The organism is Pseudomonas sp. BF-R-24 (assembly GCF_019947335.1).
GTDB classification, from domain to species: Bacteria; Pseudomonadota; Gammaproteobacteria; order Pseudomonadales; family Pseudomonadaceae; genus Aquipseudomonas; species Aquipseudomonas jessenii.
Window position 1 is genome coordinate 1 of the sequence record NZ_JAGYGG010000045.1, and the last position, 14093, is coordinate 14093.

16 protein-coding genes and 1 tRNA gene are annotated in these 14093 nt (G+C 58.7%); all 17 read right to left on the bottom strand.

Features of this window, described 5'->3' with window-relative positions:
- Window positions 1-107 precede the first annotated feature (107 nt).
- The 17 genes from nadA to KGA98_RS25010 all read right to left on the bottom strand — a co-directional run bounded on the left by nadA (window position 108) and on the right by KGA98_RS25010 (window position 14065).
- Window positions 108-1166: a quinolinate synthase NadA gene (nadA, locus tag KGA98_RS24930; protein ID WP_007995624.1), complete on the bottom strand. Its 1059-nt coding sequence runs from the start codon at window positions 1164-1166 to the stop codon at window positions 108-110.
- 270 nt (window positions 1167-1436) lie between these two features.
- Window positions 1437-1512, bottom strand: a tRNA-Lys gene (locus KGA98_RS24935).
- Window positions 1513-1575: 63 nt separating this feature from the next.
- Window positions 1576-2268, bottom strand: a complete 693-nt coding sequence (gene queC / locus KGA98_RS24940) for a 7-cyano-7-deazaguanine synthase QueC (protein WP_090457445.1) — start codon at window positions 2266-2268, stop codon at window positions 1576-1578.
- A gap of 1 nt (window position 2269) precedes the next feature.
- On the bottom strand, window positions 2270-2917 hold the full coding sequence (gene queE / locus KGA98_RS24945; RefSeq protein ID WP_007995628.1) for a 7-carboxy-7-deazaguanine synthase QueE: 648 nt from the start codon (window positions 2915-2917) through the stop codon (window positions 2270-2272).
- Between the two features lie 166 nt (window positions 2918-3083).
- Window positions 3084-3917 (bottom strand): tol-pal system protein YbgF, encoded by an 834-nt coding sequence (gene ybgF, locus KGA98_RS24950; RefSeq protein WP_223504277.1) that lies wholly within the window; start codon window positions 3915-3917, stop codon window positions 3084-3086.
- A gap of 6 nt (window positions 3918-3923) precedes the next feature.
- Window positions 3924-4421 (bottom strand): peptidoglycan-associated lipoprotein Pal, encoded by a 498-nt coding sequence (pal, locus tag KGA98_RS24955; protein WP_003178634.1) that lies wholly within the window; start codon window positions 4419-4421, stop codon window positions 3924-3926.
- Window positions 4422-4473: 52 nt separating this feature from the next.
- Complete coding sequence (tolB, locus tag KGA98_RS24960; protein ID WP_167362903.1) at window positions 4474-5754, bottom strand: Tol-Pal system beta propeller repeat protein TolB; 1281 nt, start codon at window positions 5752-5754, stop codon at window positions 4474-4476.
- Window positions 5755-5771: 17 nt separating this feature from the next.
- A complete protein-coding gene (gene tolA, locus KGA98_RS24965) occupies window positions 5772-6851 on the bottom strand; it encodes a cell envelope integrity protein TolA (protein ID WP_056726036.1) in 1080 nt (359 codons plus the stop codon).
- Complete coding sequence (gene tolR, locus KGA98_RS24970; protein ID WP_162135951.1) at window positions 6851-7303, bottom strand: protein TolR; 453 nt, start codon at window positions 7301-7303, stop codon at window positions 6851-6853. The genes tolA and tolR overlap by 1 nt, the downstream gene beginning before the upstream one ends.
- A gap of 23 nt (window positions 7304-7326) precedes the next feature.
- Window positions 7327-8022, bottom strand: coding sequence for a protein TolQ (gene tolQ / locus KGA98_RS24975; RefSeq protein WP_007897030.1), 696 nt, complete (start codon window positions 8020-8022; stop codon window positions 7327-7329).
- Window positions 8012-8479, bottom strand: coding sequence for a tol-pal system-associated acyl-CoA thioesterase (gene ybgC, locus KGA98_RS24980; protein ID WP_057713518.1), 468 nt, complete (start codon window positions 8477-8479; stop codon window positions 8012-8014). Before ybgC ends, tolQ begins: the two co-directional genes overlap by 11 nt.
- Window positions 8480-8606: 127 nt before the next feature.
- On the bottom strand, window positions 8607-9668 hold the full coding sequence (ruvB, locus tag KGA98_RS24985) for a Holliday junction branch migration DNA helicase RuvB (RefSeq protein ID WP_057713517.1): 1062 nt from the start codon (window positions 9666-9668) through the stop codon (window positions 8607-8609).
- Window positions 9669-10277 carry a Holliday junction branch migration protein RuvA gene (gene ruvA / locus KGA98_RS24990; protein WP_008052450.1) on the bottom strand — a complete coding sequence of 203 codons (609 nt, stop codon included), beginning with the start codon at window positions 10275-10277 and terminating at the stop codon, window positions 9669-9671.
- A 113-nt stretch (window positions 10278-10390) separates the two neighbouring features.
- Entirely contained in the window at window positions 10391-10915 is a 525-nt protein-coding gene (gene ruvC / locus KGA98_RS24995) for a crossover junction endodeoxyribonuclease RuvC (protein ID WP_008015799.1), read from the bottom strand.
- Between the two features lie 158 nt (window positions 10916-11073).
- Window positions 11074-11820 (bottom strand): YebC/PmpR family DNA-binding transcriptional regulator, encoded by a 747-nt coding sequence (locus KGA98_RS25000; RefSeq protein ID WP_007995641.1) that lies wholly within the window; start codon window positions 11818-11820, stop codon window positions 11074-11076.
- A gap of 129 nt (window positions 11821-11949) precedes the next feature.
- The gene (aspS, locus tag KGA98_RS25005) at window positions 11950-13725 is read right to left on the bottom strand and encodes an aspartate--tRNA ligase (protein WP_007995642.1); all 1776 of its coding nucleotides are present in this window, start codon (window positions 13723-13725) and stop codon (window positions 11950-11952) included.
- A 118-nt stretch (window positions 13726-13843) separates the two neighbouring features.
- Window positions 13844-14065 (bottom strand): FmdB family zinc ribbon protein, encoded by a 222-nt coding sequence (locus KGA98_RS25010; protein ID WP_032829812.1) that lies wholly within the window; start codon window positions 14063-14065, stop codon window positions 13844-13846.
- Between the last annotated feature and the right edge of the window lie 28 nt (window positions 14066-14093).

Here is a 14093-nt window from a genome sequence, read left to right on the forward strand (position 1 = left end):
GGCTTGCTCGCGAAGGCGTGGTGTCAGCTGATATCAATGCTGCCTGACACTACGCCTTCGCGAGCAAGCCCGCTCCCACAGTTTTTGCTACCAGCTGACAGATGATCTCAGGCGTTACCGGCCAGCTTCATCCGCGCCGCCTGGGTGAAATCGAGCATGCGCTTGAGCGGCCGAATCGCCTGCGGGATCAGTGCCGGATCGACAAAGATCTCGTTCGCCCCTTCCTTCAACGCCTTGAGCGTGCGCTCAAGGGTGTTCATGGCCATCCACGGGCAATGTGCACAACTGCGGCACGCCGCGCCGTTACCCGCCGTTGGGGCTTCGATAAAGACCTTGTCCGGGCACAACTGCTGCATCTTGTAGAAAATGCCGCGGTCGGTCGCAACGATCAGTGTCTTGTTCGGCAGGCTCTGTGCCGCCGCGATCAACTGACTGGTGGAGCCCACGGCGTCCGCCAACTCGATCACCGAGGTCGGCGACTCCGGGTGCACCAGAATCGCCGCATCCGGGTACAGCGCCTTCATGTCTTCAAGCTGCTTGGACTTGAACTCTTCGTGAACGATGCAGGCACCGTCCCACAGCAGCATGTCGGCACCGGTCTGGCGCTGGATGTAGGTCCCCAGGTGCTTGTCCGGGCCCCAGATGATGGTCTCGCCGTTGTCCATCAGGCTTTCGACGATCTCCAGCGCACAGCTTGAAGTCACCACCCAATCCGCTCGGGCCTTTACCGCAGCCGAAGTGTTGGCGTACACCACCACCGTGCGCTCCGGGTGTTGATCGCAGAACGCAGAAAATTCGTCCACAGGGCAACCCAGGTCGAGCGAACAGGTTGCTTCGAGCGTCGGCATCAGCACGCGTTTTTCCGGGTTGAGGATCTTGGCAGTCTCACCCATGAACTTCACGCCGGCGACGACCACGGTCTTGGCCGGATGGGCGTTGCCGAAACGGGCCATTTCCAGCGAGTCGGAAACACAACCGCCTGTCTCTTCGGCCAGCGCCTGAATGACAGGGTCACAATAGAAGTGGGCCACCAGCACCGCGTCCTGAGCCTTGAGCTCGGCAGCGATGGCAGCACGGTAATAAGCCTCTTCATCGGCAGTCAGCGGCTTGGGCTGTTTGGCGTCGAGGTGGGCTTGAACCAGAAGGCGTTCGGAAATTTGCGTCATGTTCGCAAGACCTGCAGGCGCATTCGCGCGAAAGTCGAGTATACACCCGGCTCCGGACCCTACGGGGTACCGCCGGGAAAGTGAGTATTCATCAGGCACGGACAGCGTTGAAGCTGCGCAAGGCTACAGAATATCCGATGGATGCAAAAGGTGATTCTGATCTGCGTCATGGGCAGCAGCCCGCAACGAGGCGGACCTGAATCGCGGGCAAAAAAAAATCCGGAAATCCTCACTTGCGTGGGCCTTCCGGATTTTCTAAACCGCCAAAAATGGTGGGTCGTGTGGGATTCGAACCTACGACCAATTGGTTAAAAGCCAACTGCTCTACCAACTGAGCTAACGACCCGCTGTGTGGTGGCGCGTATAATACTGATTTTTAAGGACTATTCAACACCTATTTTGAAATAAATCAAAAATAAGGGGTTGGATCGCTGATTCCGGCCGCTGCAAAGCCTTCCGCACGCAGTCGGCAGCTGTCGCACTTGCCGCACGCACGGCCTTCATCGTCGGCCTGATAGCAGGAAACGGTCAGCCCGTAGTTCACGCCAAGCTTCACGCCCGCCTGGACGATCTGCGCCTTGCTGAGGTTTTGCAGCGGTGCCTGAATACGGAAGCCATTGCCTTCAACACCGGCTTTGGTTGCCAGGTTGGCCATGCGCTCGAACGACTCGATGAACTCGGGACGGCAGTCCGGGTAACCGGAGTAATCCACGGCGTTGACACCGATGAAGATGTCCCGTGCGCCGAGTACTTCTGCCCAGCCCAGGGCCAGGGACAGGAACACCGTGTTACGCGCAGGCACGTAAGTCACGGGAATGCCTTCACCGAGCTCCTCTGGAATATCGATGCTGCTGTCGGTCAGGGCCGAGCCGCCCATGCCGTTCAGGTTCAGGCCGATCACCTTGTGCTCGACCACACCCAGGTCCCGCGCCACACGCTCGGCGGCGTACAGTTCGGCGTGAGAGCGCTGGCCGTAGTCGAAGCTCATGGTGTAGCAGCTGTAGCCTTCGGCGCGCGCCATGGCCACGACGGTCGCCGAGTCCAGGCCACCGGACAGCAGGATGACCGCACGTTTTTCAGCAGTATTGAGTTGTTCAGTCATTTCAGCGCCCCGGCTCGTCATTCCATAGATATTTATGCAGCTGCAATTGCAAACGCACTGGCAGGTTGTCCGCCACCACCCAGTCCGCCAGATCCCGGGCATTGAGATCATGGTGACTTGGCGAGAACAGGACTTCACCGGCGCGCTGGTCCAGACCGTACTGGATCAGCTTGGAAACAGACCAGTCATAGTCCTCTCGCGAACAGATGACAAACTTCACCTGATCGTTGGGCGTGAGCAGCTCAATGTTTTCGTAGCGGTTGCGGTGCGCTTCCTTCGAACCCGGGGTTTTCAGGTCGACAACGCGACTGACCCGGGAATCTACTGCCGAGATATCGATGGAGCCACTGGTTTCCAGTGACACTTCGTAACCGGCGTCACACAAGCGCTTAAGCAAGGGAATGGCGTTGGGCTGTGCCAGGGGCTCGCCGCCCGTGACGCAGACGTAACGCGGGCGAAACCCTGCGACCTGCTCGAGGATGTCGTCGAGCGTGCGAATGGTCCCGCCGGTGAACGCGTAGGCACTGTCGCAGTATTGGCAACGCAGAGGGCAACCGGTCAGGCGCACAAAAACAGTGGGCAGGCCGGCAGTCCGCGTTTCACCCTGCAACGAGTAGAAAACTTCGGTGATTCTCAATGTGTCTTGCATAGTCGCCACGGGCGTAACAGCTAAACAGGCTGTCCGCCTCCGTCAGGCACTTGAAGGAACCCCGGCAAAGCGCAGGCCCCCAAAAGCGTGTTTCATAAAAAGGGCGTGAATTCTAACGAAAAAACCCGCGACAAGCGCGGGTTTCTTTGAAACGGGTCAAGCAGGCTTACATTTTTTGCAGATCGCGCTGGGCCAACTGAGCGGCGGAAGTGCCCGGATATTGGGAAACCACCTGCTGCAGAATGCCTTTGACTCGGTCGGTATGCCCCAAGCGGCGCTCTACATCAGCGAGCTTGTACAGCGAGTCCGGCACTTTGGCGTGCTTGGGGTACAACTGCGAAACCTTGGCAAATGCCTGACCTGCGCCTTGCAGATCGCCTTTGGCCAGGTTCACTTCGCCCAACCAGTATTGGGCGTTGCCCGCGTACTGGCTGTTCGGGTATTTGCGCAGGAATGCGGCAAAAGCCTGACTGGCCTTGTCGAAATCCTTGGCTTTGATCAGGTCGAAGGCAGCATCGTAGTAGAGCTTTTCCTTCGCCGGATCCGCCGGTTCGCTACCTGCGGCCGGTGTCTGGGCGGCAGCTGCCCCTGCACCTGCTGCTGCACCGGGGACGTTCAAATCGCCACCGGTGGAAGAATTTTCAGGAGTCGCGGCTGGTGCAACGCCGGTTCCTATGCGCCGATCAAGATCCTGATATCGCTCCAGGTTTTCCTGCTTCATGCGCGCTACATCATTTTGCAGAACTTCAATCGCACCTTGCTGGCGTTCAATCTGTTGCTGCATTGATTGCAGTTGGTTGAACAGCTCGCCCTGTGCCGAGACAGGGGCCGAAACCCCTCCCCCGGCATAGGCGCCGTTCGTACCGTAACCTGCAGGCGGATAACTGCTCCCGCTATTGTTATAGCCGGAGTCGTTATCGACCACAGGAACCGCAGCCCACACCGCAAGCGGCGCGAGGCTGAGAGCCAGAACAGTTACAGCACGACGGCACGTTCGCATGACGAATTACTTACGCAGTTCGACGCGACGGTTTTGAGCCCAGGACTGCTCGTCGTTGCCGGTAGCAACTGGACGCTCTTCGCCGTAGGAAACCAGTTCCAGCTGAGCTGGGGAAACACCTTGCAGTACCAGGTAGCGCTGAACGGCTTTCGCACGACGCTCGCCCAGTGCCATGTTGTACTCACGAGTACCACGTTCGTCGGTGTTGCCTTCCAGAACAACGCGAGCGCCGTTTGCTTTCAGGTCTTTGGCGTGAACGTCCAGAGCGCGCATGGCTTCTGGCTTCAGGTCCGAGCTGTCGTATTCGAAGTAGAAAGTGGTGATAGCGCGCAGAGCAGCTTCTTCGCTCAGGGAGCCGTCAACTGCACCAGTGTTTGCGCCGTAACCAGCGTTTGGATCTACCGCGCCTTCACCGGCATTGTCGCCGCCTTTGGACGAGCAACCTACAGCTACAGCCATGGCCAGTGCCAGCGCAGCAAATTTACCAAACTTCAGCATTTCCATCGTGAAACTCCTAATGAACCCCAGTGTGTTAAGTACAACGTATAGCGCCGCGTCAGTTCAGGTAAGGGGACCAGGAAGGTTCTCTGACTTCGCCTTGTGCGGTAGGAAGCGGGAGCCTTACGCGTCCATTGATGGACACGAGCATCAAGACTCCCCGGCCCTGCTGGCGGGTGGCGTAGATTACCATGGTGCCGTTGGGCGCGACAGTAGGCGACTCGTCCAGAGTGCTATCAGTGAGGATTTTTACACTACCGCGCTGCAAATCCTGGGCCGCCACCTTGAAATTGGTGAAGCCATCCTGACGGTGAATCATGACAAGCGTCTTTTCATCAGCCGACAGTTTAGGGTTGGCGTTGTAGTTACCGACGAAAGTCACGCGTTCGGCACCGCCACCACCGGCACTGGTCTTGTAGATCTGCGGTTTGCCGCCACGGTCGGAAGTGAAGTAGATGGTCGAGCCATCCTTGCCCCAGAACGGTTCGGTGTTGATGCCAGGACCGTTGGTGACGCGGCTGATCTGACGCGAACCCAGGTTCATCACATAGATGTCCGGGTTGCCGTCTTTCGACAGTACGAACGCCAGGCGATTGCCATCCGGCGACCAGGCTGGCGCACCGTTCAGGCCTTCGAAGTTGGTGATCTGCTCACGGCGACCGGTGTCGATGTTCTGCATGAAGATGCGTGGACGCTTCTGCTCGAAGGAGACATAAGCGATGCGCTTGCCATCCGGTGCGAAACGCGGCGACAGGATCGGCTCGCGCGACTGCAGCAGGGTCACGGCGCGAGCACCGTCGTAGTCCGAACGTTGCAGGGTGTAGCGAGTGTTGTTCTCGGAGAAACGCTCGGCCGTTACGTACAGCAGGCGAGTCGAGAAGGCACCCTTGATACCCGTGAGTTTTTCGAACGACTGGTCGGAGATGTAGTGCGCCATGTCGCGCAACTGATCGACGCCGCCGGACACGCTGCCGGTCAGCACTTGCTGCTCGGTGGCCACGTTGAACAGTGCGTATTGCACCTGCAGGCGACCGCCCGCCGGCACAATGCTGCCGACCATGACGTACTGGGCGCCCAGTGCCTTGAAGTCACGGAAGATGATTTCGCTGGCCTGGCTCGGCTGGCTGATCATGTTCTGCTTTGGAAGCGGCGAGTAGTAACCCGAATTGCGCAGGTCGTTACCAATGATTTCCGCCATGTCGTCCGGCAGCACGCTACCGCCCTGGAAGCCGAACGGCACGACTGCGATCGGGGTCGCCCGATCGCTGCCGCTGGTAACCAGAATGTTTTTCTCATCTGCCATCGCCATCCCTGCCATGCAGCAGATAACGACCAGCATTCCTCGAAGAAGGTTTCTCACAAGGCTAGATCCTCAGGTGTGAATGTCATCTTGAATGAACGATACGGAGCGAAATCACTCGGCTTCATTCCCTGCATTTCTGTCAAACGTCCAATATTCTTCACCGCTGCAACAGCCGATGCGTCAAACGGACCGTCGCCACTGGACTTGGACACGCTGACCGAAGTCACCGTACCGTCCGGCAACATGCCGATTTGCAACACGACCGTCATGCCTTTGCGTGCTGAAGGTGGACGAGCCCAGCCTTCCGCTGCACGCGCACGAATCAGGTCATCGAAACTGCCGGCGACTTCGTCGCCCTGCTCATCGGCCAAGGCCTGCTGACGCTGCGGCGTGTCTGAAAGCAAATCTGCCAGGGCCTGGGCCTTTTTGTCTTCGGCGGATTTACGTGCCGCGTCCTGCGATTTCTTCTTCGCAGCATCGGCAGCAGCTTTCTTCTTCGCTTCCTCGGCGACTTTCTTCTTCGCCTCTTCAGCTTCAGCTTTCTTCTTGGCGTCTTCCGCGGCTTTCTTCTTCGCGTCTTCGACGATCTTTTTCTTGGCTTCTTCAGCGGCCGCTTTCTTGGCCTCTTCTTCAGCAGCCTTCTTGGCTTCTTCTTCAGCTTTCTTCTTGGCTATATCAGCCAATTGTTTCTCTTCTGCCTTCTTGGCTTCCGCGGTTTTCTTCGCATCGTCGGCTTTCTTGGCTTCATCAGCCTTTTTCGCCTCGTCCGCTTTCTTCGCCTCGTCGGCCTTCTTGGCTTCTTCGGCCTTTTGAGCCGCCTCTTCTTTCTTTTGTTCCGCAGCCTTCACCGCTTCCTGCTCGACCTTTTTCTGTTCCATCTGCTCGACTTCGGTCTGACGCGCAGCAGATTTCTGCGCCTCACCGGCAATCTTCTGATTGGTCTGGGTGGTGGCCCGACTTTTCGATTTCAGCTGGTACAAGGTCGCCTGGACAATCGGCTTGGCCGGCGGCAGTTCCGGGGTAAAGGCAAAGCTGACGAACAGCATGCCGAACACCAGCACGTGCAAGCCAATCGCCCAGACACTAGGCCAGAAGTAGCTTTCCGAGGCGGACGGCTCTCGCTGTTGCTGCATCAGGGCGCCTCGGTAATCAAGCCAACATTACCGACCCCGGCTTTCTGCAACCCGCCCATGGCGCCCATTACGGAACCGTAATCGACACTCTTGTCGCCGCGAATGAAGACCTGGGTACGCTTGCCGCCTTCGTTGCCGACGCGAATGATCTTGGTCACCGCGTCAGTCATCTGCGGCAGGGTCATGGCCCGATCCTGCTGTTTTTCGGTGTCGACTTCGCTACCAAGGTTCCAGTAGTAGGTCTTGTCGGATTTGATGGAAATGGTCAGGACCTGGGTGTTGTTGTCCTGCGGCAAGGCTTCGCTGGAAACCTTGGGCAGATCAACTTTCACGCCCTGATTGAGCATCGGCGCGGTCACCATGAAGATGACCAGCAGCACCAACATCACGTCGATGTAAGGCACCACGTTCATCTCGGCGACCGGCTTGCGCTTTTTGCGAGCTCGAGCGATTAAAGCCATTGGAAATTACCTGCTTATTCTTCGCTGGTGTGCACTTTGCGGTGCAGGATCGCCTGGAACTCGTCGGCGAAGGTGTAGTAGCGGCCCAGCAGGGTTTCACTGCGCGCAGCAAAACGGTTGTAAGCGATAACGGCTGGAATGGCAGCGAACAGACCGATCGCGGTGGCAATCAGTGCTTCGGCGATACCCGGGGCCACAGTGGCCAGGGTCGCTTGCTGGGCGGTCGCCAGACCGCGGAAGGAGTTCATGATCCCCCAGACGGTACCGAACAGACCGATGTACGGGCTGACGGAACCAACGGTGGCCAGGAAGGGCAGGCTCTGCTCAAGCTTTTCTTCTTCGCGGGAAATGGCAACGCGCATGGCACGCGCCACGCCTTCCATGACCGCTTCCGGGTCAACGCCTGACTGCTGGCGCAGACGGGAGAATTCCTTGAAACCGGCACGGAAGATTTGTTCGACACCCGAGTCGGGGTCCGGATTGCTGCCGGCCTGACGGTACAGCTTGGACAGGTCGATACCCGACCAGAAGCGCTCTTCAAAGCTCTCCAGGGCACGTCGACCGGCGCGCAGCAGGTTGCTGCGCTGAAAGATCATGATCCACGAGGTCACCGATGCGGCTACCAGGATCAGCATTACCAGTTGCACCACGATACTGGCATTGCTGACCAGGCTCCACATGGAGGAATGGTCGACGACGTTAGCTTCCACGCTTTATCTCCTGCTTTGAGTGTGTACCCGCGCCGCTCACGTCGGCAAAGGCCGCTCGTAGAGCTTCGGGAATGGCCCGGGGTTTTAAACTTTCAGTGCGCACACAGGCCACCAGAAACTGCCCTTCGCAGAGCAGTGCATTATCCGTTGCTCGCCTGACCTGCTGCTTGAAGCGCAGGCTGGCACGGTTCAATTCGATTACTTCAGCGCTTACCAGCAGCTCGTCGTCCAGTCGCGCCGGCGCGTGATAGCGCGCTTCGCTGGAATGCACGACGAACAACAGGTCCTCCCCTGCCAGCTGCGATTGGGCAAAGCCCAGATCTCGTAGCCGCTCGGTTCGAGCCCGTTCCATAAACTTGAGGTAATTAACGTAATACACGATGCCGCCCGCATCGGTGTCCTCGTAATAAACGCGACAACGATGTGCGAAAGGCTCAAGCCCGTTTTGCGCGCGCATACTCTAGTGCTTACTCCTCAGGTTGCCAATCCGGCATGGCAACTGTTTTTCATTGTTCTGCGGCTTTCACGTGAAAGTACGGTCCTGGGACCCTACATTGCCCGAAAAAATCAGCACGCAATGTTAATTAATCGTCAGCGGCTTCAAGAAACTCGTCTACCACGGGCATTTCGCCCAATCGTGACGGAATGTTTAAGCCGAAATGCAGGTAGGCATGCCGCGTCACCACCCGCCCCCGTGGCGTGCGCATGATGTAGCCCTGCTGGATCAGGTAAGGCTCCAGCACGTCTTCGATGGTGTGACGTTCTTCACTGATGGCGGCGGCCAGGCTGTCGACCCCGACTGGCCCGCCGTCGAACTTCTCGATCATGGTCAACAACAGACGCCGGTCCTGGTGATCGAAGCCACGTTCGTCGACGTCCAGCAGGTTCAGCGCCAGGTCGGCAATCGGCTTGGTGATATGCCCCTTGGCGCGAACTTCGGCGAAATCACGCACCCGGCGCAGCAGCCTGTTGGCGATCCGTGGCGTGCCACGGGCACGGCGGGCGATTTCGAAGGCGCCTTCCGGGTCCAGCGGCAAACCGAGGATGCTCGCCGAACGACTGACAATCGTCGACAAGTCGGCGTTGTTGTAGAACTCAAGACGCTGAACGATGCCGAAACGGTCACGCAACGGGTTGGTGAGCATACCCGCCCGCGTCGTTGCGCCGACCAGGGTGAACGGTGGCAGATCCAGCTTGATCGAACGCGCGGCCGGACCTTCGCCGATCATGATGTCGAGCTGGAAATCCTCCATGGCCGGGTACAGCACCTCTTCAACGATGGGCGACAGGCGATGGATCTCGTCGATAAACAGCACATCGTGGGGTTCAAGGTTGGTCAACAGCGCCGCCAGGTCACCGGGGCGCTCCAGCACCGGCCCCGAGGTGCTCTTGATCGATACGCCCATTTCCTGGGCGATGATGTTGGCGAGGGTGGTCTTGCCCAGGCCGGGCGGCCCGAAGATCAGCGTGTGATCCAGGGATTCATTACGACCGCGCGCAGCCTGAATGAACAATTCCATCTGCTCGCGAACGGTCGGTTGGCCAATGTATTCGGCCAGGCTGACCGGGCGAATGGCTCGGTCCTGGACTTCTTCGCGCTCACGCGGACTGTGCGTGGCAGCGATCAGACGATCAGCTTCAATCACTTAGATCATTCCCTTCAAGGCGCGGCGGATCATGTCTTCACTGCTCAAATCTTTCTCCTTGATCGCAGACACCGCCTTGCTCGCTTCCTGGGGCTTGTAGCCCAGGGAAATCAAGGCGCTGACGGCGTCAGTCTCGGCAGTGTTCACCGGGGCCGGTCCATCCGGCTGGTTCGGCACCAGGGCGAACATGGCCGGTACGGTTTCCCAGGCCTTGAAGCGATCCTTGAGTTCCACCAGCAAACGCTCGGCGGTTTTCTTGCCGACGCCCGGGACCTTGGTCAGCGCCGACGTGTCCTGTGACTGTACACAACGAACCAGTTCGTCGACTTCCAGGCTCGACATCAAGGCCAGGGCCAGTTTCGGCCCGACGCCATTGAGACGGATCAATTCGCGAAAAAAGTCGCGTTCACGCTTGCCGACAAAACCATAGAGTAACTGTGCGTCTTCGCGCACGACCAAATGCGTGTGCAAGGTTAGCGGCTCACCGACCGACGGCAAGCGGTAAAGGGTCGTCATGGGCACTTCAAGTTCATAGCCCAGGCCATTTACATCCAGGATCAGATGGGGAGGCTGCTTCTCAGCCAGGGTGCCGCGCAAACGTCCAATCACGTTACAAATCCTTGAGCGTTGGCCAGCTCATGGCCAGCGACTGACAGAGCGAGGAATACCGCCGACAACACAGGCGGAATGCCCTCACTCCATGAAAATGATTGCTGATGCTATCAGAGACGCAGGCGCCCGCCACGACTGCGTGCAGCTCCCAGACCATGGGGCAACAGACTGGAACGGGTATGAGCGTGGCAGATGGCAATGGCCAGGGCATCCGAAGCATCGATCTGCGGTTTGCTGGTGAGTTTGAGCATGTGCATGACCATCATCTGCACCTGTTCCTTGTTGGCCGCACCGGTGCCGACGACCGCCTGCTTGACCTGGGTTGCAGTGTATTCGGCAATTTCCAGGCTTTCCTCGGCTCCCGCCACGATCGCGGCACCACGGGCCTGCCCCAGTTTCAGGGCGGAATCGGCGTTACGGGCCATGAACACCTTTTCGATCCCCATGGTCACCGGGTGGTAAGTCTGAATGATCTCCCGCACCCCGCGGTAGACAATCTGCAGTCGCTCATGCAACTCGCCGGCACCGGTGCGGATACAACCGGAGGCAACGTACTCACAGCCACGGCCGGTATCGCGAACCACACCGTAACCGGTGATGCGCGAACCGGGGTCGATACCAAGAATTAAAGTCATAACGCCTGCGGGTTAAGAAAAAACACGATCTTCAGCTCAGCGAAAAATAAATGTGGGAGCGGGCTTGCTCGCGAATGCGGACTATCAGACAACATCGTTGCTGAATATTAAACCGCTTTCGCGAGCAAGCCCGCTCCCACATGGGACATTGTTGCCCTTTAGCCGAGCTGTGCGGCCACCGACTCCGGAATCTCCGCGTTGGAATAGACGTTTTGCACGTCATCCAGGTCTTCGAGCATGTCGATCAGCTTGAGGACTTTCTCGGCGCCTTCCAGATCCAGCTCGGCACTGGTGGTCGGCAACATGACGATTTCCGCGTCATCACCCTTGAAGCCCGCCGCTTCCAGTGCGTTACGCACGGAATAGAACCCGGCAAACGAGGTGAAAACGTCGATCGAACCGTCTTCGTTGGTCACCACGTCATCGGCGTCGGCTTCCATGGCGGCTTCCATCAGTGCGTCTTCGTCAACGCCGGCAGCGAAGGAGATCTGCCCCTTGCGCTCGAACAGATAGGCCACCGAACCGTCAGTCCCCAGGTTGCCACCGCATTTGCTGAATGCGTGACGAACAGCGGCTGCGGTGCGATTACGGTTGTCGGTCATGCATTCGACCATCACCGCCACGCCGCCCGGACCGTAACCTTCGTAGGTCAGTTCGACCACGTCGTCCGTGTCGGCAGCGCCGGTTCCGCGGGCGACGGCACGATCGATGATGTCGCGGCTCATGTTCGCACCCAGGGCCTTGTCCAGGGCCAGGCGCAGACGCGGATTGGAGCCTGGATCACCACCACCCTGACGGGCAGCTACGGTCAGCTCACGAATCCACTTGGTAAAGATCTTGCCCCTCTTGGCATCCTGACGTTCTTTGCGGTGCTTGATGTTCGCCCACTTGGAATGACCTGCCATAACTCGCTCCGAATTCTCTTTGAAACATTGCCCGCCGCGCTGCATTGCGCCGGCCGGCAAACAAAAATCTTGAACTGCTCTGCCTATAAAGGAAAGGGCGCATCCACAGATGCGCCCTTCAGGTCAGCCTTACTCGGCCTTAGGCGTTTCGCGCAGACGAATGTGCAGCTCGCGCAATGCCTTGGCATCCACCTGGCCCGGCGCCTGAGTCATGACATCCGCCGCGCTCTGGGTTTTCGGGAAGGCGATCACTTCACGGATCGACTGGGCGCCGGTCATCAGCATGACCAGACGGTCCAGACCGAAGGCCAGGCCACCGTGCGGTGGCGCGCCGTATTTCAGGGCGTCGAGCAGGAAGCCGAATTTCTCTTCCTGTTCCGCTTCGTTGATGCCCAACAGACGGAACACCGACTGCTGCATCTCTTTACGGTGGATACGGATCGAACCGCCGCCCAGTTCGGTACCGTTCAAGACCATGTCGTAGGCACGGGACAGAGCGCCAGCCGGGTTGGCCTCCAGCTCTTGCGGGGTGCACTTCGGCGCGGTGAACGGGTGGTGCAAGGCGGTGAAGCTGCCGTCGTCGTTTTCTTCAAACATCGGGAAGTCGACGACCCACATTGGTGCCCACTTGCAGGTCAGCAGGTCCAGGTCGTGGCCAAGCTTGATCCGCAGCGCGCCCAGGGCTTCGCTGACGATCTTCGCCTTGTCGGCGCCGAAGAACACGATATCGCCGTCGACCGCACCGACGCGATCGAGGATCACGTTGAGGTTGTCTTCAGGGATGTTCTTCACGATTGGCGACTGCAGGCCTTCAACGCCCTTGGCACGCTCGTTGACCTTGATGTACGCCAGGCCCTTGGCACCGTAGATGCCGACGAACTTGGTGTAGTCGTCGATCTGCTTGCGCGGCATGCTCGCCCCGCCAGGTACGCGCAAGGCAGCGATACGGCATTTAGGGTCATTGGCGGGGCCGCTGAACACCTTGAAGTCGACTTCCTTGAGCTGATCGGCCACGTCCACCAGTTCCAGCGGGTTACGCAGGTCTGGCTTGTCGGAACCGTAGCGGCGCATGGCTTCTTCGAAGGTCATGTGCGGGAACTCGCCGAATTCCAGGCCCAGCACTTCCTTGAACAGGTTGCGGATCATTTGTTCGGTCAGGCCCATGATCTCTTTTTCATCGAGGAAGCTGGTCTCGATGTCGATCTGGGTGAATTCCGGCTGACGGTCGGCACGCAGGTCTTCGTCACGGAAGCACTTGGCGATCTGGTAGTAACGGTCGAAGCCGGCCACCATCAGCAGTTGCTTGAACAGCTGCGGCGATTGCGGCAAGGCGAAGAACGAACCGGCATGAGTACGGCTCGGTACCAGGTAGTCGCGTGCGCCTTCCGGGGTGGCACGGGTCAGGATCGGCGTCTCGACGTCGAGGAAGCCGTTCTCGTCCAGGAAGCGGCGGATGCTTGTGGTCATGCGCGAGCGCAGACGCAGCTTCTCGGCCATTTCCGGGCGACGCAGGTCGAGGAAGCGATAGCGCAGGCGGGTTTCTTCGCCGACGTCGGAGAACTCGTTCAGCGGGAACGGCGGAGTTTCCGACTCGTTCAGTACTTCCAGCTCGTAGCCCAGGACTTCGATCATGCCCGACGCCATGTTGGCGTTGGTCGCGCCGGCCGGACGCAGGCGAACCTTGCCGGTGATCTTCACGACGTACTCGCTGCGCACGCGATCGGCAGCGGCGAAGGTTTCAGCACGGTCCGGATCGAACACGACCTGGGCCAGACCATCACGATCACGGATATCGAGGAAAATCACCCCACCGTGGTCACGGCGACGGTGGACCCATCCGCAAAGGGTAATTTCCTGGCCGTCCAGGCTTTCGTTCAGTTGGCCGCAATAATGGCTGCGCATCATGGTCGTGTTTTCACTTCTCGTAATTCGAAATTCGGTGGAGATCCTACAGCAGCCCCGCCTTTAAAAAGTCGTCGGGTGATGCAAGAGCACGCGTGTCGTTCAACTCAGGTTCCAGACCTTAGTCAGCTTTGTCGCCGCCGGCCAGGTTCTTCTTGGAACCGGTCTTGAAATCGGTTTCGTACCAACCCGTGCCGCTGAGGCGGAAGCCCGGCATGGACAGCAACTTTTTAAGCTCTGGCGCCTGACAGGCAGGACAGTCGACCAGCGGTGCATCGCTGATCTTTTGAATGGCTTCCAACTGATGACCACAGGAAGCACATTGATAATCGTACATCGGCATGGAGGTTGTCTCGGCGATCAGATTGCTA

Coding starts and splice junctions, on each gene's coding strand:
- tolB (WP_167362903.1), bottom strand. CDS start 5,754: ATGCTGGTCGTTATCTGCTGCATGGCAGGGATGGCGATGGCAGATGAG.
- aspS (WP_007995642.1), bottom strand. CDS start 13,725: ATGATGCGCAGCCATTATTGCGGCCAACTGAACGAAAGCCTGGACGGC.
- KGA98_RS25000 (WP_007995641.1), bottom strand. CDS start 11,820: ATGGCAGGTCATTCCAAGTGGGCGAACATCAAGCACCGCAAAGAACGT.
- ybgC (WP_057713518.1), bottom strand. CDS start 8,479: ATGCGCGCGCAAAACGGGCTTGAGCCTTTCGCACATCGTTGTCGCGTT.
- queC (WP_090457445.1), bottom strand. CDS start 2,268: ATGACTGAACAACTCAATACTGCTGAAAAACGTGCGGTCATCCTGCTG.
- pal (WP_003178634.1), bottom strand. CDS start 4,421: ATGGAAATGCTGAAGTTTGGTAAATTTGCTGCGCTGGCACTGGCCATG.
- KGA98_RS25010 (WP_032829812.1), bottom strand. CDS start 14,065: ATGCCGATGTACGATTATCAATGTGCTTCCTGTGGTCATCAGTTGGAA.
- tolA (WP_056726036.1), bottom strand. CDS start 6,851: ATGCAGCAACAGCGAGAGCCGTCCGCCTCGGAAAGCTACTTCTGGCCT.
- nadA (WP_007995624.1), bottom strand. CDS start 1,166: ATGACGCAAATTTCCGAACGCCTTCTGGTTCAAGCCCACCTCGACGCC.
- ybgF (WP_223504277.1), bottom strand. CDS start 3,917: ATGCGAACGTGCCGTCGTGCTGTAACTGTTCTGGCTCTCAGCCTCGCG.
- ruvC (WP_008015799.1), bottom strand. CDS start 10,915: ATGACTTTAATTCTTGGTATCGACCCCGGTTCGCGCATCACCGGTTAC.
- queE (WP_007995628.1), bottom strand. CDS start 2,917: ATGCAAGACACATTGAGAATCACCGAAGTTTTCTACTCGTTGCAGGGT.